22 protein-coding genes and 1 tRNA gene are annotated in these 23249 nt (G+C 65.5%); 11 read left to right on the top strand and 12 right to left on the bottom strand.

Features of this window, described 5'->3' with window-relative positions:
* Positions 1 to 238 precede the first annotated feature (238 nt).
* Entirely contained in the window at positions 239 to 961 is a 723-nt protein-coding gene (locus tag MFF01_RS09215; RefSeq protein WP_238224152.1) for a DUF4142 domain-containing protein, read from the top strand.
* Positions 962 to 1153: 192 nt separating this feature from the next.
* On the opposite strand, the gene MFF01_RS09210 is transcribed toward MFF01_RS09215, so the two are convergent.
* The 4 genes from MFF01_RS09210 to MFF01_RS09195 all read right to left on the bottom strand — a co-directional run bounded on the left by MFF01_RS09210 (position 1154) and on the right by MFF01_RS09195 (position 3941).
* Complete coding sequence (locus MFF01_RS09210; RefSeq protein ID WP_238224150.1) at positions 1154 to 1906, bottom strand: TetR/AcrR family transcriptional regulator; 753 nt, start codon at positions 1904 to 1906, stop codon at positions 1154 to 1156.
* Positions 1907 to 1986: 80 nt separating this feature from the next.
* Positions 1987 to 2799, bottom strand: coding sequence for a pyrroline-5-carboxylate reductase (gene proC / locus MFF01_RS09205; protein ID WP_283207174.1), 813 nt, complete (start codon positions 2797 to 2799; stop codon positions 1987 to 1989).
* Positions 2796 to 3299: a type III secretion system chaperone family protein gene (locus MFF01_RS09200; protein ID WP_238224148.1), complete on the bottom strand. Its 504-nt coding sequence runs from the start codon at positions 3297 to 3299 to the stop codon at positions 2796 to 2798. The genes proC and MFF01_RS09200 overlap by 4 nt, the downstream gene beginning before the upstream one ends.
* A 312-nt stretch (positions 3300 to 3611) precedes the next feature.
* Positions 3612 to 3941, bottom strand: coding sequence for an accessory factor UbiK family protein (locus tag MFF01_RS09195; RefSeq protein ID WP_238224147.1), 330 nt, complete (start codon positions 3939 to 3941; stop codon positions 3612 to 3614).
* 216 nt (positions 3942 to 4157) lie between these two features.
* Between MFF01_RS09195 and MFF01_RS09190 the strand changes: the two genes are divergently transcribed.
* Together MFF01_RS09190 and MFF01_RS09185 are read left to right on the top strand one after the other, a co-directional pair.
* Positions 4158 to 4874 carry a response regulator gene (locus MFF01_RS09190; protein ID WP_238224146.1) on the top strand — a complete coding sequence of 239 codons (717 nt, stop codon included), beginning with the start codon at positions 4158 to 4160 and terminating at the stop codon, positions 4872 to 4874.
* A complete protein-coding gene (locus MFF01_RS09185; RefSeq protein ID WP_238224145.1) occupies positions 4871 to 6259 on the top strand; it encodes an ATP-binding protein in 1389 nt (462 codons plus the stop codon). The genes MFF01_RS09190 and MFF01_RS09185 overlap by 4 nt, the downstream gene beginning before the upstream one ends.
* Positions 6260 to 6272: 13 nt before the next feature.
* Here the strand turns inward: MFF01_RS09185 and MFF01_RS09180 are convergent, their stop codons facing one another.
* The gene (locus MFF01_RS09180; protein WP_238224144.1) at positions 6273 to 6929 is read right to left on the bottom strand and encodes a glutathione S-transferase family protein; all 657 of its coding nucleotides are present in this window, start codon (positions 6927 to 6929) and stop codon (positions 6273 to 6275) included.
* A gap of 363 nt (positions 6930 to 7292) precedes the next feature.
* Between MFF01_RS09180 and MFF01_RS09175 the strand changes: the two genes are divergently transcribed.
* Both MFF01_RS09175 and rpsU read left to right on the top strand, forming a co-directional pair.
* A complete protein-coding gene (locus tag MFF01_RS09175; protein WP_238224143.1) occupies positions 7293 to 8507 on the top strand; it encodes a polyhydroxyalkanoate depolymerase in 1215 nt (404 codons plus the stop codon).
* A 276-nt stretch (positions 8508 to 8783) separates the two neighbouring features.
* Positions 8784 to 9101 carry a 30S ribosomal protein S21 gene (gene rpsU / locus MFF01_RS09170; protein WP_091974669.1) on the top strand — a complete coding sequence of 106 codons (318 nt, stop codon included), beginning with the start codon at positions 8784 to 8786 and terminating at the stop codon, positions 9099 to 9101.
* Positions 9102 to 9225: 124 nt separating this feature from the next.
* Here the strand turns inward: rpsU and MFF01_RS09165 are convergent, their stop codons facing one another.
* Positions 9226 to 9624, bottom strand: coding sequence for a response regulator (locus MFF01_RS09165; protein ID WP_238224141.1), 399 nt, complete (start codon positions 9622 to 9624; stop codon positions 9226 to 9228).
* 429 nt (positions 9625 to 10053) lie between these two features.
* Between MFF01_RS09165 and MFF01_RS09160 the strand changes: the two genes are divergently transcribed.
* On the top strand, positions 10054 to 10848 hold the full coding sequence (locus tag MFF01_RS09160) for a class II glutamine amidotransferase (RefSeq protein ID WP_238224139.1): 795 nt from the start codon (positions 10054 to 10056) through the stop codon (positions 10846 to 10848).
* A gap of 88 nt (positions 10849 to 10936) precedes the next feature.
* On the top strand, positions 10937 to 12379 hold the full coding sequence (locus tag MFF01_RS09155) for an NAD-dependent succinate-semialdehyde dehydrogenase (RefSeq protein WP_238224137.1): 1443 nt from the start codon (positions 10937 to 10939) through the stop codon (positions 12377 to 12379).
* A gap of 15 nt (positions 12380 to 12394) precedes the next feature.
* Here MFF01_RS09155 and MFF01_RS09150 read toward each other — a convergent pair whose 3' ends face one another.
* From MFF01_RS09150 to MFF01_RS09135, 4 genes are read right to left on the bottom strand one after another with little or no spacing between them, the layout of a single operon-like run.
* A complete protein-coding gene (locus tag MFF01_RS09150) occupies positions 12395 to 12610 on the bottom strand; it encodes a SlyX family protein (RefSeq protein WP_238224136.1) in 216 nt (71 codons plus the stop codon).
* On the bottom strand, positions 12607 to 13356 hold the full coding sequence (gene trhO, locus MFF01_RS09145) for an oxygen-dependent tRNA uridine(34) hydroxylase TrhO (RefSeq protein WP_238224344.1): 750 nt from the start codon (positions 13354 to 13356) through the stop codon (positions 12607 to 12609). Before trhO ends, MFF01_RS09150 begins: the two co-directional genes overlap by 4 nt.
* Positions 13357 to 13399: 43 nt before the next feature.
* A complete protein-coding gene (locus MFF01_RS09140; RefSeq protein ID WP_238224135.1) occupies positions 13400 to 14263 on the bottom strand; it encodes an AprI/Inh family metalloprotease inhibitor in 864 nt (287 codons plus the stop codon).
* Entirely contained in the window at positions 14260 to 15225 is a 966-nt protein-coding gene (locus MFF01_RS09135; protein ID WP_238224134.1) for a 2-hydroxyacid dehydrogenase, read from the bottom strand. The genes MFF01_RS09140 and MFF01_RS09135 overlap by 4 nt, the downstream gene beginning before the upstream one ends.
* A gap of 229 nt (positions 15226 to 15454) precedes the next feature.
* On the opposite strand from MFF01_RS09135, the gene leuC reads away from it, so the two are divergent.
* The 4 genes from leuC (at position 15455) to MFF01_RS09115 (ending at position 20355) form a co-directional block, all read left to right on the top strand.
* Positions 15455 to 16867, top strand: coding sequence for a 3-isopropylmalate dehydratase large subunit (gene leuC / locus MFF01_RS09130; protein ID WP_238224342.1), 1413 nt, complete (start codon positions 15455 to 15457; stop codon positions 16865 to 16867).
* A 96-nt stretch (positions 16868 to 16963) separates the two neighbouring features.
* Positions 16964 to 17048 (top strand) — tRNA-Leu (locus MFF01_RS09125).
* A gap of 86 nt (positions 17049 to 17134) precedes the next feature.
* The gene (locus MFF01_RS09120) at positions 17135 to 18853 is read left to right on the top strand and encodes a DUF6538 domain-containing protein (protein ID WP_238224133.1); all 1719 of its coding nucleotides are present in this window, start codon (positions 17135 to 17137) and stop codon (positions 18851 to 18853) included.
* A gap of 611 nt (positions 18854 to 19464) precedes the next feature.
* Complete coding sequence (locus MFF01_RS09115; RefSeq protein ID WP_238224132.1) at positions 19465 to 20355, top strand: ImmA/IrrE family metallo-endopeptidase; 891 nt, start codon at positions 19465 to 19467, stop codon at positions 20353 to 20355.
* A 183-nt stretch (positions 20356 to 20538) separates the two neighbouring features.
* On the opposite strand, the gene MFF01_RS09110 is transcribed toward MFF01_RS09115, so the two are convergent.
* Together MFF01_RS09110 and MFF01_RS09105 are read right to left on the bottom strand one after the other, a co-directional pair.
* Positions 20539 to 21462, bottom strand: coding sequence for a DUF4435 domain-containing protein (locus MFF01_RS09110; protein WP_238224131.1), 924 nt, complete (start codon positions 21460 to 21462; stop codon positions 20539 to 20541).
* Between the two features lies 1 nt (position 21463).
* Entirely contained in the window at positions 21464 to 22921 is a 1458-nt protein-coding gene (locus tag MFF01_RS09105; RefSeq protein WP_238224124.1) for an AAA family ATPase, read from the bottom strand.
* Positions 22922 to 23249: the final 328 nt, after the last annotated feature.

Genomic DNA, 23249 nt, shown 5'->3' with positions numbered 1-23249 from the left:
ATGCGCGAACGATCGCCCGTCGTGGCCGCCAGGGTACAACACTGACCGCATGATGCCGGTGGTGGTGCACGTCAGCAGGAAGCGTGATGGAGGGAGGACGCGCGAGGAAAACCTCGGTGCGCTGCAGCACAGTCATGCGCTAGGCGCCGGAACACCCACATTAAGAAAACGTTGCAGGGGGACGAACACGTTCAGTCACGACAAGCGCCATCAAGGCGCGTGAGGACAGACCTCTACCATGATCAACACCAAGCTTCTCGCCGCCCTCGGCTTCTCCGTCGCCGCCCTGAGCACCCCCGCCATGGCACAGGAGCCCCTGTCGTTCCGCGTGGCGCCGCAATACGATGGCAGCTCCGTCGAGGCCCGCGACACCTCAGCCTTCCGCTCGGCCGCCCTGAAGTCGGATGCGGTCAGCATCGAGTCGAGCCGCATCGCCCTGGAGCGCTCGCGCAATCCGAACGTCCGCAACTACGCCAAGCACGTCCTCGTCGAGCGTGAGGCCACCACCAAGGCTCTGCTGCCCGAGGGCACTTCGCTCACCGCCGGCGGCACCGTCGTCTCCGACAGCCAGCCCTTCGAGACGCGCCTCGACAACCCCGTGGGCGTGATCCTGGCACCCGTGACCATCTCGGCCGGGATCGCGCAGAAGGTCGTCGGCGGCGTGCTCGGCGGCGTCGGCCTCGTCGACAACAGCCCCGGTGAGCCCGGTCGCCGCGTCGCCATCGGCCCCGAGGGTCAGGCCCGCATCGACGCCCTCAAGAACGCCCGCAGTGCCCGTGAGTTCGACCGCACCTACGCGCGTCAGCAGGCCCGCTCGGATGCGCGGACGCTGGGTCTCTACGAGGCCTATTCGCGCAACGGCGACAGTGCCCAGGGTCGTGAGTTCGCCAACCAGGCGCTGCCCTACATCGCCAACCAGCACGGCCACTCGGCCGTTCTCGCCGACCGCATCGGCGGCTGATCAGAAGCAATCGGCCGAAACGGAAAGGGCCGCCCCGATGGGGCGGCCCTTTCTTCGTTTGAGGGATTCGGCTCGAACCACACGGTCTTGAGTGATCAGTTTTATGCGGCGATGAAACGCGGACGCGCTCTCCTGGGGGGAGAGGGAGTCCGGGGCGTGGAAGCCACGGGGAGCGATCAACCCGAACTGGTGTCAGATGGCGGCCGCCGGGTCTCCGCCGAGGGGATTGCCCTCATCGTCGTTGCGGGTGTCGCGGTTGCGGCGGCGTGAGCCGCGGTCGAGGAACGATCGGCCGATGGCCCGGAGCGGCGCGGTGAGGCGACGGGCGTCGTCGGCGCGCTCCATGAAGCGCTCGCCGTTGCGGATCTCCTTGTCGAGCTTCGCCATGGTGCGGGCGAGCGCCGGATCCGTGTCGTCGAGCCAGACCTCGACGGTGCGGGCGAAGGCGATGACCACGCCCTGGAGCTTGAGCCGTCCGAGGGGACCCTCGGTGTTGATGCCGGCGGCCGCCAGCATGAAACGGTGGGAGTTCAGGGCTACGCCGTTGAGGGCCAGCATCGAGAGCGGGTCGCCGCGAAGCGCGTAGGAGATGCGCCGCAGCGCGTCCTTGTAGGGGGTCATCGCATCGAGGCGGCGCATGAGCACGTCGAAGAGGCGCTCGCGGGTCGGCTCGTCGGCAAGGTCGGTATTGTCGCCTTCCAGCACCTTGCGGTCGATGATCTTCGCCAGCCCGCCCAGCACGGCACCCTTCGAGGGAAACAGCTCGCGAAATTCGGCGAGGCTCAGGCCCGCCTCGCGGGCGATGTCGCCGATTTCGATGTCGTCCCAGGGCTGCTCGGCGGCGAGCCGCATCAGCGCCTCGACGGCGGCCTCGCGCGGGCTGAGCTTCGGCGTCGCCACCGCGACGTCGGTCCCGGTCGTATCGGTTGCGGATGATGTGGGCATGGGCGGTCCTTGCGGCTGCGATCCTCGTCCGTCTCCTCTCCATGTAGGGTGGGAGCGGTGGGGCCGTTAGGGCAAACGCCTCATCCGGACAATTCGCCCGCCCGCGTCCGCGCCGCCGCCACGGCCTCCCGCATGAGGTCGGGCACGCCGCCCGCGCGCATGAGCACGGCAAGGGCCGCCGCGGTGGTGCCGCCGGGGGAGGTCACGTCCTGCCTGAGTTGTCCGACCGGGCGGTCCGTGGCATCGAGGAGCGCCCCCGCGCCCGAGATCGTGGCCCGGGCGAGGCGCGCCGCCATGGCGGCGGGCAGGCCGGCGGCAACACCGGCCCTTTCCATCGCCTCGGCGAGGAGAAAGACATAGGCCGGACCCGATCCCGAGACGGCGGTCAGGGCATCGATGAGCCCCTCGTCGTCGAGCCATTCCACGGCGCCGACGCTGGCCAGCAGCGCATCCGCCTCGGCGCGCCGGGTCGCGTCGACCTCCGCGCTCGCGACGGCGCCCGTGACGCCCCGGCCGATGCTGGCCGGAAGGTTCGGCATGGCCCGGACGACGGCGCGGGCCCGGGGCAGGCGGGTGCATAGATCCGCGATGGTCTTGCCCGCGAGGATCGACACCACAAGGGTGTCCGGCCCCGCAAGCTCCGCCAGCCCCGGCGCGGCGGCATCGAGGCCCTGGGGCTTCATGGCCAGTACCAGGGCCTCGGCGGCCGGCACCTCGGCCGGGTTGAGCGCCAGACCGCGCGCCGCGCACAGGGCGTCGAGTTCAGGGGAGGGGTGGGGATCGAGAACCGTGGTGCGGGCCGGATCGAGGCCGCCGTCCAGCCAGCCGGCCAGCATCGCGCCCCCCATCTTGCCGGCGCCGACGAGGGTGAGGGAGGCGGGAAGCCGGCTCACGCTTCGCCTTCGGTCTCGAACAGCACGGCGTCGAGGGACTCGCGCGCCGACTTGCCGGCCCAGATCACGAACTGAAACGCCTGGTAATAGCGCTCGCACGCGTCCACGGCCGATTTTAGCATCATGGTGCACTGGTTCTGTGTCGGCGCCGAACCGCCAGTGAGCAGGAGCGAGTGGCGAAACATCACCACGCTGTCCGTCGACCATAGGTCGAAATGGCCGACCCAGAGCTGCTCGTTGACGAGGGAGACGAGCTTCAGAATCTCCGTGCGCCGCCGCTCGGGCACCTTGAGGTCGAAGGCCGAGGCCACGTGCAGGGCCTCCACGTCTTCGATCCAGGTGAAGGCGACGTGGTAATCGGCCCAGCGCCCGGCGACCGAGACGGACATCTCGTCGGTTTCGGCCCGGTCGAAGATCCAGTCGCGCAGCGACGCGAGGCGCTCGACGATGTCGAGGGGATGCTCGTGCCGGTCGTGATCTTCGATGTGGAGTTGGGTCATGGCGGTCCAGTGTGTCGATCCGGCACGGATCGGCGGCGTGCTGTGTTGTGGTCTCACGCCCCGGAACCGTTCTTCCCCCGACCGGCGGACCGCATCCGCGTAACGGTTGCGTTCGATCTCAGTCGTGATCGGAACAGGGTGGTTCGGGGCAGAGGCGAATCAGGTCATGACTCACTATAGACCGCGCCGGACTCGGCTTTCAAAGCGCGCCTGGAAGTCGGTGAACAGGAAAGCGACCGTCCACCGTTCCTTCCTGTGCACAAGCGCGGCCGCCTGGAAAACGTGCAGCACGCGGTTTTTCGATCGAACCGCTCAAAGAGTCTCGGTGGCGCCGGCCGCCGATGCCGGACCCGCCGGGGAGGCGCCTGCCGGGGAGGCACCTGCCGGGGACTTGCCTTCGAGGACGGCGACGCGGTGGGCGAGGGCGTCGTTCTGACTGCGCAGGGCGGCGACCATGTCGCGCAGGACGTCGAGTTCCTCGCGCGAGGCGATGTCCATGTCGCGGATGAGGCGCTCGAACTGTGCCTTGACCACGGTCTCGGCTTCGCGGCGAACGCCCTGCGCCGCCCCGGCGGCGTCCGTCATCAGGCGGGCGAAATCGTCGAACAGCCGGTTGGAGCCGGAACGGTCGGAGCTTTGCATCGGTCGTCTCCCGAAAGGGGGCGCCATCCGCATCCGTGAGCCTCACGGAAACCGGCGTCCTACCGAGCACGACATAAGAATCGGCGCGTCATCCGGCAATCCGTCGGTGGGCCCGGAAACAGCCGTTTACAAATCGGCGGACGCCGGCCCCTTCGCCCGGGCCGCATGAGCCGCCATAACAAGACACCCAACCGTTCCGAGCCCGCGCCCCGCGTCATGACCCAGCCCGCGACCCCTCATATTCTCGTGGTCGAGGACGACCGCGAGATCAGCGCCCTGGTGGCGCGCTATCTCCGGGCCAACGCGTGCCGCGTCACCGTCGCGGGGGACGGACCCGCCATGGAGCAGGCCCTGCGCGAAGCCCGCGTCGACCTCGTGGTCCTCGATCTCATGTTGCCCGGTGAGGACGGCCTGAGCCTGTGCCGCCGCCTGCGCACGACCTCGAACGTGCCGGTCCTCATGCTCACCGCCAAGGCCGAGGAGATCGACCGGATCGTGGGGCTCGAAATCGGGGCCGACGATTACCTCGGCAAGCCGTTCAACCCGCGCGAACTCCTGGCGCGCATCCGCGCCATCCTCCGGCGCGGCTCGGGCGGCGAGGACGAGACGGGCGTGCGCAGCCTGAACTTCCTCGGCTGGACCCTCGACGTGTCCCTGCGCCAGCTCGTCAGCCCCGAGGACGCGCGCATCGCCGTCACGGGGGCGGAGTTCGATCTCCTCCACGCCCTCTGCCTGCGCCCGGGCCGCGTCCTCTCGCGCGATCAGCTCCTCGACCTGACCCAGGGGCGCGCCGCTGGGCCGTTCGAGCGCAGCATCGACGTCCTCATCAGCCGCATCCGCCAGAAGATCGAGCGCGATCCGCGCAACCCAGAGATCATCCGCACCATCCGCTCGGGCGGCTACCTGTTCACGCCGGAGGTCACGCGCACATGAGGAGCCCCGCCAAACTCCGCTTCACCGCCCTGTGGCCCGGCAGCGTCGCCGGGCAGATCGCCCTTCTCATCGTCGCCGCCATGGTGGTGACCCATGCGGTGGCGACGCTGGCGTTCTTCACCCTGCGCGAGCCGTGGCGGCCCGATGATCATCCGGGGGTCGCCGCCACCCGGATCGCCACCCTCGCGCGCCTCCTCGACGCCACGGCGCCGGCGGAGCGCGACGCCCTCCTGCACGCCGCCGCCAGGACCCTGCCGACCCTGCGGATCGCGCCCTGGCCCGACTCGGCCCCCGCCGGCACGGCGAGCGAGGCCCTCGCGGCGCATTCCGTGGTGCAGCGCGTGCGCGACGGGTTCGGCCGGCCCCTGACCCTCTCCGATCTCGGGGCCGCCGACACGCCGCCCGGCATCCGGATCGGGGTCGTGACGCCAAGTGGCGCCCGCTTCTCCGCCCTCGTGCCCGACGACGACCGCCCGCCGATCCGCCAGGGGGCCATCGTCGTCACCTTCCTGTTCCTCGCCGTGGTCCTGTCGCTGATCACCATGTGGGCGGCCCGTGCCCTCACCCGGCCCCTCGCGCGCCTCGCGCAAGCGGCGGAAGCCTTCGGCACACGGATGAACGTGGTCGCCCTGCCCGAGAACGGGCCGCAGGAGGTGATCGCCGTCTCGCAGGCCCTCGATCGCATGCGCGCCCGGGTGCGTCGCCTCGTCGACGACCGCACCCAGATGCTGGCGGCCATCAGCCACGATCTGCGGACCCCGATCACGCGCCTGCGCCTGCGGGCCGAGTTCATCGAGGACGACCACGCCCGGACCATGACCCTGCGCGACCTCGACCAGATGAACGGCCTCGTGGAGACGGCCCTGTCTTTCGTGCGCGACGGTCAGACGGGCGGCGAGGGCGCCGTGACGCTCATCGACGTCGCCTCCCTGGTCCAGACCGTGAGCGACGCCTTCGCGGATGTCGGGGCCGATGTCGGCGTCGCGGCGACCCGTCACGTGCTCGTGCGCGGCCGGCCCGAGGAGTTGCAGCGCGCGGTGACGAACCTTGTCGACAACGCCGTGAAGTATGGCGGCGGCGCGCGCCTGCACATCACCCAGGCGGAGCACCGGGTGGTGGTGGCAGTGTGGGACGACGGTCCCGGCATCCCGGAAGCGGAGCGCGAGGCGATGCTGCAGCCCTTCGTGCGCGGCGACCGGGCCCGCAACCTCGACACCGCGAGCGGCTTCGGCCTCGGCCTGTCCATCGTCGCGGCCATCGCGGAAGCCCATGACGGCCGCCTGATCCTGGAGAACCGGCAGCCGCGCGGCCTCGTCGCCCGCCTGGAGCTCCCCCTGGCGGCGGGTGCGGTGCGGCCGGCACCCGAGCGCATGGCGGCGGAGTGATCCCGGAGCGGGATCAGAACTCCATGTCGAGTTCCTCGATCTCGTCGGGTTCGGCCAGCGCCGCCTCGATCCATTCCTGCATCAGGGGCCAGGCCAGAATAGTGTCGCGGTAGGCAGCCGCCCCGGCCGAGACCGGCACGGCGTAGGTGACGAACCGGGAGCAGACCGGGGCCAGCATCGCATCGGCGAGGCTCGGCGCCTCGCCGAACAGGTAGGGGCCGCCGTAGCGCGACAGGCACTCCTCCATGATGGTGACGAGGCGGTCGATGTCCCCGCGGGCGCCGTTGAAGATCTGGAACCGGGTGTGCCGGGCCTTGATGTTCATCGGCAGGGCCGAGCGCAGGTTGATGAAGCCGCCATGCATCTCGCCCGCGATGGAGCGGCAATGGGCCCGGGCCACGGGGTCCTTGGGCAGGAAGCCGGCCTCGGGACGGATCTCGTTGAGGTACTGCGCGATGGCCAGCGTGTCCCACACGACGATGTCGCCATGGCACAGGCGTGGCACGAGGAAGGACGGCGAGAGATGGAGCAGCTCGGCGCGGGTGGACGCGTCGTTGCCCGAGAGCAGCTCCGTCTCGAAGTCGAGGCCCGCCATCCGGCAGACGAGCCAGCCGCGCAGGGACCACGACGAATAGTTGCGACTCGAAATCGTGAGTGTCGCCGCCGTCATGAGGGGTCCCCGGTGGTTGTGGTCCGACCTCGGCATCGTCCGGGGCCCGAGGCCGGGGTGATCCAAGACTCGTGCCGAACCACCGGCAAACCGGGGTCTAAGGCCGTACGGGCGGCATTCAGGTGCCGGGTGCAACCTTCGAACAAGGAGTTCGGCGTTATCTTGCCGGTCGATATCGGCCGGCCCGGCGGGAAGAACGGTATGATGCAGGCGTACCACAGCGACGGGGGATTGTTCACCATGCCCGTTGCGTTGGCGACTCACCTAGATCAGCCTGACGCCCCGCCGATGGCAAGGTTCTCGCCTTGCCCGTCCCACACGGACGTTTCGCGAACCGGTCGTCCGCGTAGGAGTTCGAGCGTCATGCTTTATCGTGCCTTCGATGCCCAGACGGATCTGGCAGAACAGACCCGCGCATGGGGGCGTCTGGTCCATGACGCGGTCTCGCCATGGACCGCCGCCGGCTACCGGGAGCCGTTGTCGTGGTGGTCGGCGGGGGCCCGCATGATGATGCGCGCCGGCCTTACCTTCACCCGGCCGGCTTACGGCATCGACTCCGTTCGGGTCGGCAATCGCGACGTGCCGGTGATCGAGGAGGCCGTGTTCGCCACGCCCTTCGGCACCCTCCTGCGGTTCCGCAAGGACATCGACACCGTTCAGCCCCCCGTGCTCGTGGTGGCGCCCCTCTCGGGGCATTTCGCGACGCTCCTGCGGGGAACGGTCAGGACCCTGCTCGCCGATCACGACGTCTACATCACCGACTGGCACAACGCCCGCGACGTGCCTGCTTCCGCCGGAGCCTTCGGCTTCGACGATTACGTCGACCACCTCGTGCAGTTCCTCGGGGCCATCGGCGAGGGCGCCCATCTCGTCGCCGTCTGCCAGCCGGCCGTGCAGGCGCTGGCCGCCGCCGCCGTGATGGCCCAATCGAAAGATGCCGCGCATCCGCGCAGCATGACCCTCATGGCCGGGCCGGTGGACTGTCGCATCAGCCCGACTTCCGTGAATCACCTCGCCACCTCGAAGCCCATCGCGTGGTTCGAAAAGAACCTCATCTCGACGGTGCCCGCGCGACACAAGGGTGCCGGCCGCCGGGTCTATCCCGGCTTCATGCAGGTGTCGGCCTTCGTCTCCATGAACGCCAAGCGGCACATGCAAGGACATGCCGACCTGTTCTGGCACCTCGCCAACGGCGAGACCGAGAAGGCGCAACAGATCGAGACCTTCTACGACGAGTATTTCGCCGTGCTCGATCTGGCGGCGGAGTTCTACATCGAGACGGTCAAGACCGTGTTCCAGGACTACACCCTGGCCAAGAACGAGCTCACCTACCGGGGCAATCCCATCGACATGCGGGCGATCCGGCGTACGGCCCTCATGACCGTCGAGGGCGAGCGCGACGACATCTGCGCCGTCGGCCAGACCATGGCGGCGCACGACCTGTGCACCAGCCTTCCCCCGCACATGAAGAGCCATCACCTCCAGGCGGGCGTGGGCCATTACGGCGTGTTCTCGGGGCGAAAGTGGGAGAGCCAGACCTACCCGCTCGTACGCAACTTCATCCAGTCGCACGCCTGAGGCGGAACGTCCGTATTCCGGTCGCGCCGGGCGGAGCGCGGATGACACACGGATGTCAGAATCGCGTTCCGGTGGTTGGAACTCGACGGGGCTTCGTGTATGAGCCTCCCCCAAGTGCAGTTTCTGCGCCGATTCGAGGCCGTCCGATCGACGTCCCGCCCGGAAGCGAATTCCGGGTCCGGGGCGTTTGTCGGTTCCATCTCTCACCGAGAGCACGATGGGCCTCACGGTCGACGCCGTCCGACAACAAACCTATGTCTCAGAGGATCTAGACCGTTGCAGGTACTCGTTCGCGACAACAACGTCGATCAGGCTCTCCGCGTTCTCAAGAAGAAGATGCAGCGTGAGGGCATCTTCCGCGAGATGAAGCAGCGCAAGGCTTACGAGAAGCCCTCCGTGCGCAAGGCGCGTGAGAAGGCCGAGGCCGTCCGCCGCGCCCGCAAGCAGGCGCGCAAGACCGCCATCCGCGAGGGCCTGATCGCCGCTCCGAAGCCGAAGCCCCGTTTCGGCGCCGGTGCACCGCGTCGTCCCGGTGGTTCGCCGTTCGCGCCGACCGCTCCGACCGTGCTGCCCGCCGTCGGCGGCGCTGCCTAAGTCGCATTTTTCGGGCTCGATCCTGCGGATCGCACCCGTCTTCGAAAAGGCCCGGTCGCTTCGCGCGGTCGGGCCTTTTCGTATGTTCGCGCGGCCACCACGGAGATGCGGCGGCCGCTGATCCTTACGCCGCGCGCGCGGCCATGGTGGCGTGTTCGGCCTGGACCAGCACGTCGAGGGCACGCCAGGGCTTCTGCATGTAGACCGCGCGGCTCGGGATGCGGCCGGCGCCCTTGGCGTCGCCACCCGAAGTCAGGACCACCCGCACATCCGGCCAGCGCCGGCCGACAGCCGTGGCAAGATCGATCCCGTCCATACCGGCGCCGAGTTTCACGTCCGCGAACAGCAGGGCGACATGACCGCCGGCGCGCTCAAGCACGGAGATGGCCGCTTCGGCGCTGGCGCAGGCGATCACATCGAGATCGCTCTCCTCGAGCACCGCCGTGGCGAGGTCTCGCACCGCCGCGTCGTCCTCGACCACGAGGGCGATCGGGCAAGTCGGCACGGGCAGGGACTGAACCATGAAGTCTCCTTCTCTGATGAATGGAAGCAAGGACGGGTGTCGCGCGGCGGCGTGGGGATGCCGGGGCAGGAATGCTCGGCTGCCGTGCTGATTCTTTGAAGGTGATGCTGCTCTGCCACGCCGCGCTGGGCAAGGGTCGCAAATGCGAATTCGGCTATGCGGTTCCCGCAACGGTCGCGCCCTCGTCATTGCCCGGTCCGGCGGCATCGTCTTCTCGCCATGGTGCGGGTCCATCGTCGCGAACCATTCGGTCCATCTCTTGCGTCGTGTGTACGGGCGCCGTTGGGGCGGTGGATTAACGTTCCGTTCACCGTTGCGGCCCGAGAATCGGGACCTCGACGATGGCACGGCCGGGATACGCGAAGCGGGGTCGCGGATCGGCGGATCGGAGACACCCCGCCCGAATCCCACAGGGGGTGTCTGCCTGCCATGTGCCGTTTTCTCGCGTATTCCGGTGATCCCGTCTTCCTGACCGACCTCGTCTGTGCGCCGACGCATTCCCTGGTCCACCAGTCGCTGCACGCGACGGAGGCGAAGACCGAGACCAACGGCGACGGCTTCGGCATCGGCTGGTACGGCGAGCGGACGGAACCCGGCCTCTATCGCGACGTCTGCCCGGCCTGGTCCGACGAGAATCTGGTCAACCTGTGCCAGCAGGTTCGCGCGCGGATGTTCTTCGCCCATGTGCGCGCCTCGACGGGCACCGCCACCACCCGGGCGAACTGCCATCCGTTTGCCCATGGTCGGCATCTCTTCATGCACAACGGCCAGATCGGCGGCTACCTCAAGATCAAGCGCCGGCTCGAAGCCCTGATCCCCGATGCGCTCTACGACGTCCGGCGCGGCAGCACGGATTCCGAGGCGATCTTCCTCCTCGCCCTCGCCAACGGCTTGGCCGAGGACCCCATTGGCGCCATGGCCCGCACCCTCTCGACGGTGCGCGACCTCATGCGGGCGGCGGACGCGGCCGACCCGCTGCGCTTCACCGCCGTCGTCACCGACGGCGAAACCCTGACGGCGTATCGCTGGGCCTGCGACGGCCGCCCGCCGAGCCTGTATTATCGCCAGACCGAAACCGGTCTCGTGGTGGTCTCCGAGCCCATCGACGGCTGTCGCGAGGGCTGGCAGGTCGTGCCGAAGGGCGGGACGCTGCAGGCGACGCGGGGTGGCACCGTCACCCTCGCGGGACCCGACGCCGCCGTCGCCCGCCGTATGGCGGCCTGAGCCGCTCCCGGTTTTCGATGCCGCGGCTTGCGGCGCTTGCGCGAACGGCACACAACCCCCGTGCCGTTCAACCGCACGGGAGCCGCCGATGACCTATCCGAACGTGAGCCTGCACATCGCCGGCGCCTGGACCGATGGCGCGGACGGCGACACCCTGCCGGTCCTGAATCCCGCGAGCGGTGACACCCTCGGCACCTGCGCCGTGGCGACGCAAGCGGACCTCGACCGCGCCCTCGCGGCGGCGGCACGGGGCTTCGACGCGTGGCGCCGCGTTTCGGCATTCGAGCGCGGCAAGATCCTGCGCAAGGCGGCCGACCTCCTGCGCCAGCGCGTCGAGGCCATCGCCCGCATCATGACCCTCGAACAGGGTAAGCCGCTGGTCGAGGCGCGGATGGAGACCCTGGCCGGCGCCGACGTCATCGACTGGTTCGCGGCCGAAGGCCAGCGCGCCTACGGCCGCATCATCCCGGCCCGCGCGGACGGGGTCGTCCAGATGGTCTTGCGCCAGCCCGTGGGGCCGGTGGCGGCCTTCACGCCCTGGAACTTTCCCATCAACCAGGCCGTGCGCAAGGTCTCGGCCGCCCTCTGCACCGGCTGCTCCGTGATCCTGAAGGGGCCGGAGGACACGCCCGCGAGCTGTGCCGAACTCGTGCGCGCCTTCCTCGACGCCGGGGTGCCGGGCGACGTGCTCTCCCTCGTCTACGGCGATCCGGCCGCGATCTCGGGTTACCTCATTCCGCATCCGGTCATCGCCAAGATGTCGTTCACGGGCTCGACTCCCGTGGGCAAGGAGCTCGCGGCCCTCGCCGGCCGCCACATGAAGCGGGCGACCATGGAACTCGGCGGCCACGCCCCGGCCCTCGTCTTCGCCGATGCCGATGTCGAACAGGCCATCGCGGTTCTGAGCGCCAACAAGTTCCGCAACGCCGGCCAGGTGTGCGTCGCCCCCACCCGCTTCCTCGTCCACGAGGCCGTCTACGACCGTTTTCGCGATGGGTTCGTGGCCTTCGCCGAATCCAGACGCGTCGGTGACGGCCTCGACCCCGAGACCACCATGGGGCCGCTCATCCATGCCCGCCGCCTGGAGGCCATGGAGGCCCTGTGCGCCGATGCCCTCGCCAGGGGGGCAAAGCTGCGCACGGGCGGCCATCGCCTCGGCAATCGCGGCAACTTCTTCGCCCCCACCGTGCTCTGCAACGTGCCGACGGAAGCCCGCATCATGAACGAGGAGCCGTTCGGCCCCGTCGCCCTCATCCAGCGGTTCTCCGACGACGAGGCCGCCTACACGGAAGCCAACCGCCTGCCCTACGGTCTTGCCGCCTACGCCTATACCCGCTCCGTCACGCGGGCGGCCGAGGTCGCCGCGCGGGTTCGCAGCGGCATGATCGGTATCAACCACCACGGCCTGGCCCTGCCCGAGACCCCCTTCGGCGGCGTCGGCGATTCCGGCTACGGCAGCGAGGGCGGCTCGGAGGCCATCGAGGCCTATCTCACCACGAAATTCGTGAGCCAGGCGAGCGTCGGGGAGTAGGCCACCCGCCGAAGCCTAATAATGCGGCGGCGGCGGTTCCGGGGCGTTCGAGCCGGGGCGGCTGCCCGCCTCCTCGATTTCCTCGACGAGCTTGGCCATCCGCCGCGACAGGGCGTCGATCTGGCGCCACTGCGCCGTGATGGTGGCGTTGAGATCGTCGATGACGGCGTCCTGCTCGGTCAGGCGCATCTCGAGGGCATCGATCCGGGTGCCGAGGTCGGGCTCGTTCATCGCAGGGTCTCCGGGGCATGGTCGGGCCGCTCGACGAGGGCGGGGCCGAGGGCGATGCGGCCGTCGAACACGAAGCAATCCCCCGTCCAGCGGTTCTCGGCGTCCGGTACGGTTTCGAGGTAGCGCAGGATGCCGCCCTCCAGAGTGTGGACCTCGGCGAAGCCCCGCGCGCGCATGTAGGCCCCGGCCTTCTCGCAGCGGATGCCGCCCGTGCAGAACATCGCCACCTTCGGGTGCGCCGCCGGATCGAGGCCGTCGACGTAGGCGCGAAACTCGCTGAACCGGCGCGTGCCGGGATCGACGGCGCCGGGGAAGCTCCCCAACGCCACCTCGAAGCCGTTGCGGGTGTCGATGAGGAGGAGGTTCGGCGTGTCGAGGAGTGCGTTCCAGGCCCCCGGCGCCACGGGGCTCGCGGGCGCGAGGGCCGGATGGGTGACGCCGCCGTCGAAGGTCACGATCTCGGGCTTGACCCGGACCTTGAGGCGCCTGAACGGCGGCGCCTCCGCAGAGGACAGCTTCACGTCGAGGTCACGCAGGCGCCCGCCGAACAGCGGACCGGCGCGCAGGGCGTCGAGGAAGCGCGCGATGGCCTCTTCTTCGCCCGCCACCGTGCCGTTGATCCCCTCGCGGGCGAGGAGCAGGGTGCCGGTGATCGCGAGATCGCGGCACAGGGTCTCGACGGGCGCGCGGAGCGCATCCGCGTCGGGCAGGTCGACGAAACGGTAGAGGGCGGCGACGGTGAGCATCGCCACGGCATAATCCGCGGGCACGCGGCGGGCAAACCCGCCGTTACCGGGCAGGGTCGATCCGGCGCAGGACGAAGGTGGTGCCCACCTCCGGGTCGCGCCGCCAGCGTCCGTCCCCCGTGGGGATGAGGGAGACCGTGTGACCGCGCCGGGCGTTCAGGGTGAGCCGCCCCCGCACGAAGCGCCAGGACACCGGATCGAACACGCTCAGGCCGCTGTCGCGGCAGCCGTCGAGGACGCGCACGGGGGCCGGCTCCGACCCCTGGGTGAGTTCGAGGCGGCAGGTGTCGGGGTCGCGGTAGCGGTCGAGGGTGTAGAGGCCGGCCGGGGGCGGCTCGCCGCCGAGATCCGTTTCCGGCGGCGTCGCGGAGCTCCCCGGCGGGGGAGGGGGCGCCGGGGCCACGGGGTTCGCCGGCATCCCCGATTCCGGCACCGCCGGCACCATGGCGACGATCTGCAGGGGGACGAGGCTGTAACGCTCGCCGGATTCCGTGAGGGCGACGAGGCTGCGTCCGTCCGGCCTCCGGGTGAACGGCAGGATCGGCCGCACATTCTTGTCCACGAGGCGCAAGGTCCCGTCGGTGAACAGCCAGCCGGCGATCCCGTTCAGGATCGGCAGGGCGCGGCGACACCCGGCGGGGAAGAACAGGCGCCGGCCCGCTTCCCCGCTCTCGCCCGACAGGGTCATGACGCAGCGCCTCGTGCTGCCATCCCGCGACAGGTCCCAGGTGCCCGGCACCCCGGCGATGTCCTTCGGAAGGCTCTCGACGAAGGGGGCGGACGGGGGCGATGCCCCGTCGAGAGCCGGCGCGTCCTGCGCGGCGGGCATGTCCTGCGCACGGACGGCGCCCCCCAGGGCGAGGAGCGCCAGGAGGCCGAGGATGCGGGCCGGCGGGATTCGGATCACGTCCTCCCGCTCCAGGGCGTCTCGGGCACCGGCGTCAGCGGTCCCCGGCCGGAGAACCAGTGGATGAGGTTGTCGACCACGAGGCGGCCCATGGCCTCGCGGGTGTGGACCGAGCCCGAGCCGACATGGGGCAGGAGCACCACGTGGTCCATGGCCACGAGGTCGGCCGGCACGTGCGGCTCACGGGCGAACACGTCGAGGCCGGCGCCCAGGATCGTGCCGGCCTTCAGGGCGGCGACGAGGGCCTCCTCGTCCACCACGCTGCCGCGCGCCACGTTGACGAGGATGCCCTGCGGCCCGAGGGCTGCGAGAACCCCGGCATCGACGAGGCCGTCCGTCTCCGGCCCGCCGGGCGCCACCACCACGAGCACGTCGACGGCCCGCGCCATATCGAGCAGCGAGGCATGATAGGCGTAACGCACGTCCGCCTGCCGACGGCGGCCGTGATAGGCGATCTGCACGCCGAACCCTTCAAGGCGGGTGGCGATGGCCCGGCCGATGCGCCCCAGGCCGAGGATGCCGACGGTGCGTCCGCGGAGCGTCGGGGTCAGGGGGTAGGGTTTCGTCGGCCAGTGCCCTGCCCGCAGGTAGCGGTCCGCCTGCGGGATCTGGCGCAGGGTCGCGAGGAGCAGGCCGAGCGTCAGATCGGCGACCTCGTCGGACAGCACGTCGGGGGTGTTCGTCACCACCACGCCCCGCGCGGCGGCGGTGGCGGTGTCGATGGTGTCGTAGCCCACCCCGAAGCTCGCCACGATCTCGAGGTTGGGCAGGCGGGCGAGGAGGGCGGCGTCCACGGGCGCCTGGGCCCCCGTCGCCATGGCGCGGATGCGTGGGCCGACCTCGGCGTAGAACGCCTCGAGATCCGGAGCGGTGTCGGCCCGGTGGAGGGTGAAGCGCTCCGCCAGGGCCTCCATCACGCTCGGCTGCATGGGTTTGAGCAGCAGCAGATCGACGGGCGGCATGACGGACCTTCGCGGCTTCGAGCGGCGCTCTCCCCGGAGCACAAATCCGCTTTAGCGTTCGGGCCGGGGACGGTCCAGTGACGGGCCCGGATGCCCCGGTCATGCGCAAGGCTCGGCGCAGCCATCCGCGCGGGGCGCCGCCGGCCCCACTTCCGCCGGGCGGTCTGGAACATTACTAAAGGAAACCTGGGCACCGATGCCCGCCGAGAAACGCGAAGACAACCCGACCATGACCGCGCCGCGCACCCTCTACGACAAGATCTGGGACGACCACGTCGTCGATGTCGAGCCGGATGGCACCAGCCTCCTCTACATCGACCGTCACCTCGTCCACGAGGTGACGAGCCCGCAGGCGTTCGAGGGGCTTCGCGTTGCCGGGCGCCGGGTGCGGCATCCGGAGAAGACCCTCGCGGTGGTGGACCACAACGTTCAGACCTCCGACCGCAGCTTCGGCATCGAGGACCCGGAGAGCCGCATCCAACTCGAGGCGCTCGCCGAGAACGTGCGCGATTTCGGCATCGAGTTCTACGATGCGCTCGATCGCCGCCAGGGCATCGTTCACGTCATTGGCCCCGAGCAGGGCTTCACCCTGCCGGGCCAGACCATCGTGTGCGGTGACAGCCATACCTCGACGCACGGTGCCTTCGGGGCGCTGGCCCACGGCATCGGCACCTCGGAGGTGGAGCACGTGCTCGCCACCCAGACGCTGCTGCAGAAGAAGGCAAAGAATATGCGCGTCACCGTGGACGGCATCCTGCCGCCCGGCGTGACGGCGAAAGACATCGTCCTCGCCATCATCGGCGAGATCGGCACCGCTGGCGGCACCGGCTACGTCATCGAATATGCGGGCTCCGCCATCCGCGCCCTCTCGATGGAGGGGCGCATGACCATCTGCAACATGTCCATCGAGGGCGGCGCCCGCGCCGGTCTGGTGGCGCCCGACGCCACCACCTTCGCGTACGTGAAGGGGCGCCCCAAGGCGCCCCAGGGCGAGGCGTTCGAGCGCGCCTGCGCCTATTGGAGCACCCTGGTCTCGGACGAGGGCGCGCATTTCGACCGCGAGGTGCGGCTGGACGCGGCCAACCTCCCGCCCATCGTCAGCTGGGGCACCAGCCCCGAGGACGTGGTCTCGGTCGCCGGCGCCGTGCCGGATCCGGCTGCGATTCCGGACGAGAACAAGCGCCAGTCGAAGGAGAAGGCCCTCAACTACATGGGCCTGACGCCGGGCACGAAGATCACCGACATCGCCATCGACCGGGTGTTCATCGGCTCCTGCACCAACGGCCGCATCGAGGATCTGCGCGCCGTGGCGAAGGTGGTGGAGGGCCGCAAGGTCCACGCGAACGTCTCCGCCATGGTGGTGCCGGGCTCAGGCCTCGTGAAAGCCCAAGCGGAGGCCGAGGGCCTCGACCGCATCCTCAAGGCGGCGGGGTTCGACTGGCGCGAGCCGGGCTGCTCCATGTGCCTCGGCATGAACGCCGACCGCCTGAGCCCCAACGAGCGCTGCGCCTCGACCTCGAACCGCAACTTCGAGGGCCGCCAGGGCCATCGCGGCCGCACCCACCTCGTCTCCCCCGCCATGGCGGCGGCGGCGGCGGTGGCCGGCCATTTCGTGGATATCCGCGACTGGCCCGCTGCCTGACGGCAACAAGACGGGGCGGGCGCCAAAATCCCGATTGACGGGTGCCCCCGCTCCGCCTAAACGAACCCTCGTCGGCGCCGCAAGCGGCCCCGGCGAGCCCAGGTGGCGGAATTGGTAGACGCGCTGGTTTCAGGTACCAGTCTTGCAAGAGGTGAAGGTTCGAGTCCTTTCCTGGGCACCATCAGCCGGCTAAGCCGCTGATCCGCAAAAGCAAACAGCAAAATCAGAGACTTAGGGCAGCCCGAGTGATACAATCGGGTGATACAGATGGCCCTCAGAATGTCTCAGCCGTGGCCCCATCCGACGACCGGTGTTTTTTGGTTCCGGCGCGTCGTGCCGAAGGACCTACGTGCACTCGTCGGCAAGACCGAGGAGCTTGCGAGCCTTAGGACGAAGGATCCCGCCGAGGCCCGTGTCCGCTACGCTAAGCACTCGGCAGAGGTTGAAGCTCGTTGGGCTAATCTCCGAGCCGGTCCGCGCAACCTGACGGAGCGAGAAGCTCATGTCCTTGCCGCTACAGCCCACGATGAATGGTTGACCCGGCATCGCGACGATCCGAGCTTCCAACTTGAATGGCACGCTGAGCTCTACGCGACGCTATGGACGGCTGCACCGCTGCCCGAGATTGAAGCGCAGCCGGGCGTACCCGGCTCATTGCCCATCACGAACGTATTTTCGCGGTCAATGCGGCAGCGGAGCTTCGACGAGGCCGATAGGATCCTCGCCCGTCACGGCCTCATCATCGATGAATGGGACCGGTTGAAACTAGCGAAGGCGGTAGGTGCCGCGCTTCAGAGGGCAAGCCTGACACTTGGTCGAGCCGCGCAAGGTGAAATCGTCCTTGATGATTCGCTCGCGCGTGACGTTGCCGAGATAGCCAACGGTCAGGTTGGCACATCGTCAAATGTGCTCCCGGCACCCTTGCGCTCGCCGATGCAGCGCGGAGGTGCGAAACCGTTATCGCTGACCGGCCTGTTTGAGGCATGGTGGCAGGAAGCAAAAGCAGCAGGTCGCAAGCCGAGCACGCACGAGAGTTACGAGAAGACGGTCCGCTACCTCGTTGCCTTTCTCAAACACGACGACGCCACGCGGGTGACAGCTGAGGATATCGTCGCCTTCAAAGATCACCGGTTAGCAACACCCTCAAAGTCCACCGGCAGGGTGCCGTCCGCTAAGACGGTGAAGGACAGCGATCTTGCAGCGCTGAAAACGCTATTTGGCTGGGCGGTCATCAATCGCAAGCTGCCAGAAAATCCGGCATCTAAGCTGACGATCAAGGTTAGCAAAAAGCAGCGCTTGCGGGCGAAGGGTTTCGTCGAGGCCGAGGTTCACGCGATCCTTTCGGCAGCATTGCAGTACACTCCCGGTGAGCGAGAGGATGCACGCACGGCTGCCGCGAAGCGTTGGCTTCCGTGGCTCTGCGCTTTCAGCGGCGCGCGCGTCGGTGAGATAGGCCAGTTGCGCCGACAGGACCTCCGCCGCGAGGACGATCTGTGGGTCATCCGCATTACGCCCGAGGCTGGTACGGTGAAGACCGACGAGGCGCGGGACGTCGTACTGCACCAGCAACTTGTCGAGCTTGGCTTTCCCGCCTTCGTGGCGGCAAGCGTCGAGGGGCCGCTCTTTCTCACACCCGGCAAAGGGGGCGATGTGCTCGGCCCACTCGCTGGCCTATTGAATCGGATGCGAGAGTTCGTTCGGCCCATCGTGCCCGACCCGAACGTTCAGCCGAATCATGGCTGGCGACACCTCTTCACGACGATCTGCGAGGAGGCTGAGATTAATCCGCGCGTCTACAACGCGATCATGGGACATGCCGGGCGCACGGTGGCAGAGAGCTACGGGGACGTGACTCTCAAGGCTAAGGCTACCGCCATTCGCAAATTGCCGTCGTTCGATATCGATAAGCTCCGGACGATTGCCTCCGGACGGCGGGAGATGCACGGCATCGCGTCTCCGCTCGATGCTGCCGGGCCACCTTCTTAATGTAGGGCGCTCGGCCGAGCGTTCGCCATGGTGCCATGTCAGGATGGCATTGTGCTGCCCACGGCGCGGAGCAGGAAATGGTTTTGATGGTAGAGGCTGACAATTATATCCGAGCGCTCCTCAGCCAAGCGGCCATAGAGGAATCTTTCCTCGACGGCCTGCGTCAAGCTCAGGATGCCTTCACGGCCGGTACGACTGCCCCGCTTGCCTCAGCTCACTCCGTGTCGTTGATGATCACGAATCAGCAACGGGCGGAGCTACGCGAGCGAGGGTTTTCCGATGCGTCCATCCGATTGATGACGCCCGCTGAGGCGCACGGGCATCTCGGACTGAGCAAGCCGAGCGTCTGAGCCTGATTTCAGCCGCCTACGCGCTCGAAGCAGGCCGCTCGGGGCAAACGTTCGCCGCCGTAGCGGCTTACCCGAGCATCGGGTGATCTCGGCCTCGCCGATGCCAAGGGCAGCGTAGCGCCCGACGTACCCCTTCCGCAAAGCCTTTGCTTGCGATGGCGTTGGCGGGCTACTCCAGCACGAACAGAGCAGTCCAGTCTTGGGATTGCGGGTGCGTGGCCGCCTTATGGATCGACCTGAGGATAGGGAGGGGCGCTTCGGATGCCGATCAGCAGGAAGGCTCTCGTGGGCGCGAGCTCGCCTGAGGCGCTCGTCAAACGCATCCTACAGGCCGAGCCGAACCTTCCGGTGCCCGTGCCGATCCAAGAGCTCTGTGTACGCTTAGGCATCGTAGGGATCGATGATCTCGATACTGACGAGTTCGAGGGGGGCCTCGTCACAGACGCCAAACGGTCCGAAGGAACCATCCTCGCCAAGCGAGGGGGCGAACCGCGTCGTCGCTTCACCATCGCGCACGAACTCGGCCACTTCCTAATGGCGCAACACGTTCCGGATCAGCCCGGCCGGTTCCTATGCAAGAGTTCTGACCTGCTGCGTCTCACGGCTAAGGAGGGCGACCAACAGCAGCGCAGGGAGGTGGAGGCTAACCGCTTCGCCACGCTCATACTAATGCCCCCGCACCTGCTCCGAAAGGCCATGGCGGCGTTTCCCGGGGCCGATCTGCAGCACGTTCTTGCGCTGGCGCGCGACTTCGGGGTCAGCAGGGAGACGGCGGCTCGGGCCTACGTGCAGTACCACCCCGAGCGGATCGCCATCGTCGTGGCGGGCAACGGCCGGGTGCAGCGGTGCTACCGCAGCCTCTCCTTCCCGGCCATCATCTGCGCGGTCGGCAGCCCGGTCCCGGTACACTCGCTCTACCACAGCAGTTCGCATCGGCCGGATATCCCGAGCGACATAGCCACGTGCAGTCCCGATCTATGGATCGATGTAACGCGCGACCTTCGCGCGCCGGTCCTCTCCGAGCAGGTATACCTACAACAGAGTGGCTTCGCGATGATTCTGCTGCGTCTGGAACCCGTCCCGGAGGAGAGCGCGGAGGAGCGCAGGCTTGAGGAGGGCTGGCGTCACCGCTTCCATTCGGGGCGACGATAGGCACTATCTAGCTTTTCCAAGACTGCCCCGACGACCATGGCTTGACTCCTGCTCTGACCAGTCTGTACCGCCGACTCGCTATTGATCCAGCGGCCTTCCTAAGTCAGCCGAGCAGAAAGATGGGTCGTGGATGGTTGTTCAGCCTCCGCGCTCACCAATCCTCTCGACCGAGCTTGCTATTCTTTAAGTGGGGACGGCTACCGCATATGCAGGACCGCTTGCAGTTTGCAAATTATATTTTGTCCTTATGCGATGATCTATTACTATGTATGGAGCATTTTGACGTTCCCACTCAACAATATCTCTGCACACGGAACATTTTACAAACTCGTCATCTGTGAAAGCTAATCTGATGTGAAGTTCTATCTCTTTACCCCAAGTTTGGGGTATTGATCTCGATCCAATCGCGCTGCGAAGCGCGAGACCTAGGGCGGTCATTACGTCATGTCCATTTGATAGCTGCATCAAATCAAAATTTCTGTCAAGTATACGCTCTATTTTTTGTCTTAAATCTGCTTTAACAGCTGCATCGGCGGCTCGCCCTTCGAAAACTCCATCGACAAGCTTATCAATGTCAATTGACATGCCATCGCTGAAGTCTTCCATTTTTAATATAGAAAGCTTAAACCGTATGTTACCGTTGGCGTTTAATAGCTTGAGCACAGATAATGGTTTGATACCTTCGATAATTCTCCGAAATATCTGCTGGCTCCCACCTATAGCCAAGCATTTTGAAACATCTCCCACCTGAAAAAGATAGCGCTTTAGGACGTTAGACGTTATCCATTCAAGATCATAATCATGAAGGTCTGAATAGACTATATTTTCATGTATCTCAAGCCTCTTCAATATTCTATCAAAATCGCAGTCGAGAACGGCGAGTGCACCTAAAAATCCATCCTCGGAAAGCAAACGAATTGCTTTCGTTGCTTTGCTGCGTCCATAGCAGTTTGCTATCGAACACTCTGTCTCGTCTAAGTACTCCGCAAATCTTTTGACATCGGTCGGACCCTCTAACAGAAGTATCGAGCCTTTATGTACTTGACGTTCAAATCGAACTTCCTGAGCGATATCGTATTCGTCCATATACTTAGAGATTGAAAGCATTTTAGAACTCACCCTCCAGCAGATCAATCGTGCCAGCGCCTGCTGTATGCTCGCTTTCATCATCATCGGGATCGACATCGCCTAGTTCGACGACGAGGTCATTCCAACGGCCAACAAGCTGCGGAGAGTGAGTTGCAAGTATGACATCAAATCTATTGAGTTTGATGATCTCCATGAGGTCAGAGATAAATTTTTTCTGCCAAGCCACATGAAGTGAGAGTTCTGGTTCGTCGATTAGAATCAACGAATTTCCTTCGATTTCAAATAATAATTCAAAGAAAAGAACCAGCTGGTGTTGCTCGCCAGAAGAAAGCTTCTCCAACGGGACGATACTCCCGTGGAAAGTAACGTCTATACCATTCTTTTTACTTATCGTTACATCTTTAGTAATGAACCTTTGGTCAATGAGTCTCTTAAAAAGATTGATTTTTTCCAATATTCGAGACAACGATGAAAGTTTTTTCTGAGTATCATCAGCATAGACTTGCAGAACGCTTGCAATATCTGTTGAGATATCACCAGGAGGAAGGGCTACAGGCTGATCAGCTTCGGCATCTAGGATGCCTGCTCTTGTGAGCTCATCACGCTGTTTGTCCAAATCTTGAAGTCGCGCTTTGAGTTCCTCAATGGCAATTGAAGTACGGACATATGTATCCGTGGATTGTTGAATGACACGCCGCGGGAAGGATCGATCGAGTGATTGAGAAAGCGCTGCGTAATCGTTGATCTCCTTGGAAATTTTTGCCTTGAGGGTTTCTGCCTTCTGCGCTATAGCTAAAGTGGATTTCGCCGAGTTGGCCTGATGTCCATAGTAAACTTTGTTGGTAGGGCGTTCTTTCAAAATAAGGAGTCGTTGAGTTTCGATCAGACGACAGTGAACCTCGGTAATTATATTCTCTAATAATATAGGTTTTTTACCATAGATGCTGCTTCTGAATGATTGAGGAAGCTGTTCGCCAAACAGCTCTAATATTTCAGTTATATTAAATGTTTCACCGGTGTGATCATGTCGCCACCGACTTGATCCCACTCTAGTTAAAAACGGCAAATAACGTTCGGGAGTGAAGACCCGTCGGTCATCCGGCTTCGGCCGCCACACGATGGGGTCATCAGACCCGAGGGTTGATATAACAACCTCGAAACGAGCATGTGACAATGCATCATCGCTATCTTCTTTAGATGGTTTTGACTTTTTTACTTCGACTTCACAACCATTCGTAAATCGAAATAGCGCGCTTTCAAAGACAGTCTCCGAAAATATACTCCACCTATTTGAGAAAAACCCGTCTATCATCCTTAGGCAGAGTGTCTTGCCCATTCCATTTGGGGCGATAATAGCAGTGACATGCTTGTCATTATTGAGGGGAATCTCATAGGTAAATTCATCAAATAGCTTAACGACAGAAAAATATGATAATCTAAATCCGCTAAATTGCTTGTTGTCTATTGGGGTGCTCATTTATAAATCCAAATTCTGAATCAATCTCTGGCATGGAATAGATGCCGTATGATTGAATGATTGCCCAAGTTTGTGGCCGACACTACTAACATAATTGCGGCCAGCAGGGAACTGGGGACGAACGCTGGCCCAGCGGCACTGGTTGTATTGTGTTTTGCTTGATCATATAGATTTATCATAACTATATTTGAAGTTATTTAGAAAAATAATCTATTTATTGTCTGGTTGGTCAAAAGTCCAGATAGATTTTTTGATGCTCATGCCGATGCGAAGCTACGCAGGGTATACCCCGGCGTGACGTCACTCTGTCAGCCTCGGCGACGTCACG

The organism is Methylobacterium adhaesivum, assembly GCF_022179065.1.
GTDB classification, from domain to species: Bacteria; Pseudomonadota; Alphaproteobacteria; order Rhizobiales; family Beijerinckiaceae; genus Methylobacterium; species Methylobacterium adhaesivum.
Note: the sequence above shows the minus strand (reverse complement) of the source record. Positions and strands in the feature narration are given on the sequence as shown.

Coding starts and splice junctions, on each gene's coding strand:
- MFF01_RS09115 (WP_238224132.1), top strand. CDS start 19,465: ATGCCGATCAGCAGGAAGGCTCTCGTGGGCGCGAGCTCGCCTGAGGCG.
- MFF01_RS09185 (WP_238224145.1), top strand. CDS start 4,871: ATGAGGAGCCCCGCCAAACTCCGCTTCACCGCCCTGTGGCCCGGCAGC.
- MFF01_RS09160 (WP_238224139.1), top strand. CDS start 10,054: ATGTGCCGTTTTCTCGCGTATTCCGGTGATCCCGTCTTCCTGACCGAC.
- MFF01_RS09110 (WP_238224131.1), bottom strand. CDS start 21,462: ATGCTTTCAATCTCTAAGTATATGGACGAATACGATATCGCTCAGGAA.
- MFF01_RS09215 (WP_238224152.1), top strand. CDS start 239: ATGATCAACACCAAGCTTCTCGCCGCCCTCGGCTTCTCCGTCGCCGCC.
- MFF01_RS09120 (WP_238224133.1), top strand. CDS start 17,135: ATGGCCCTCAGAATGTCTCAGCCGTGGCCCCATCCGACGACCGGTGTT.
- MFF01_RS09165 (WP_238224141.1), bottom strand. CDS start 9,624: ATGGTTCAGTCCCTGCCCGTGCCGACTTGCCCGATCGCCCTCGTGGTC.
- MFF01_RS09190 (WP_238224146.1), top strand. CDS start 4,158: ATGACCCAGCCCGCGACCCCTCATATTCTCGTGGTCGAGGACGACCGC.
- MFF01_RS09150 (WP_238224136.1), bottom strand. CDS start 12,610: ATGAACGAGCCCGACCTCGGCACCCGGATCGATGCCCTCGAGATGCGC.
- MFF01_RS09200 (WP_238224148.1), bottom strand. CDS start 3,299: ATGACCCAACTCCACATCGAAGATCACGACCGGCACGAGCATCCCCTC.
- MFF01_RS09175 (WP_238224143.1), top strand. CDS start 7,293: ATGCTTTATCGTGCCTTCGATGCCCAGACGGATCTGGCAGAACAGACC.
- MFF01_RS09195 (WP_238224147.1), bottom strand. CDS start 3,941: ATGCAAAGCTCCGACCGTTCCGGCTCCAACCGGCTGTTCGACGATTTC.
- leuC (WP_238224342.1), top strand. CDS start 15,455: ATGACCGCGCCGCGCACCCTCTACGACAAGATCTGGGACGACCACGTC.
- MFF01_RS09135 (WP_238224134.1), bottom strand. CDS start 15,225: ATGCCGCCCGTCGATCTGCTGCTGCTCAAACCCATGCAGCCGAGCGTG.
- MFF01_RS09155 (WP_238224137.1), top strand. CDS start 10,937: ATGACCTATCCGAACGTGAGCCTGCACATCGCCGGCGCCTGGACCGAT.
- MFF01_RS09210 (WP_238224150.1), bottom strand. CDS start 1,906: ATGCCCACATCATCCGCAACCGATACGACCGGGACCGACGTCGCGGTG.
- trhO (WP_238224344.1), bottom strand. CDS start 13,356: ATGCTCACCGTCGCCGCCCTCTACCGTTTCGTCGACCTGCCCGACGCG.
- MFF01_RS09180 (WP_238224144.1), bottom strand. CDS start 6,929: ATGACGGCGGCGACACTCACGATTTCGAGTCGCAACTATTCGTCGTGG.
- MFF01_RS09105 (WP_238224124.1), bottom strand. CDS start 22,921: ATGAGCACCCCAATAGACAACAAGCAATTTAGCGGATTTAGATTATCA.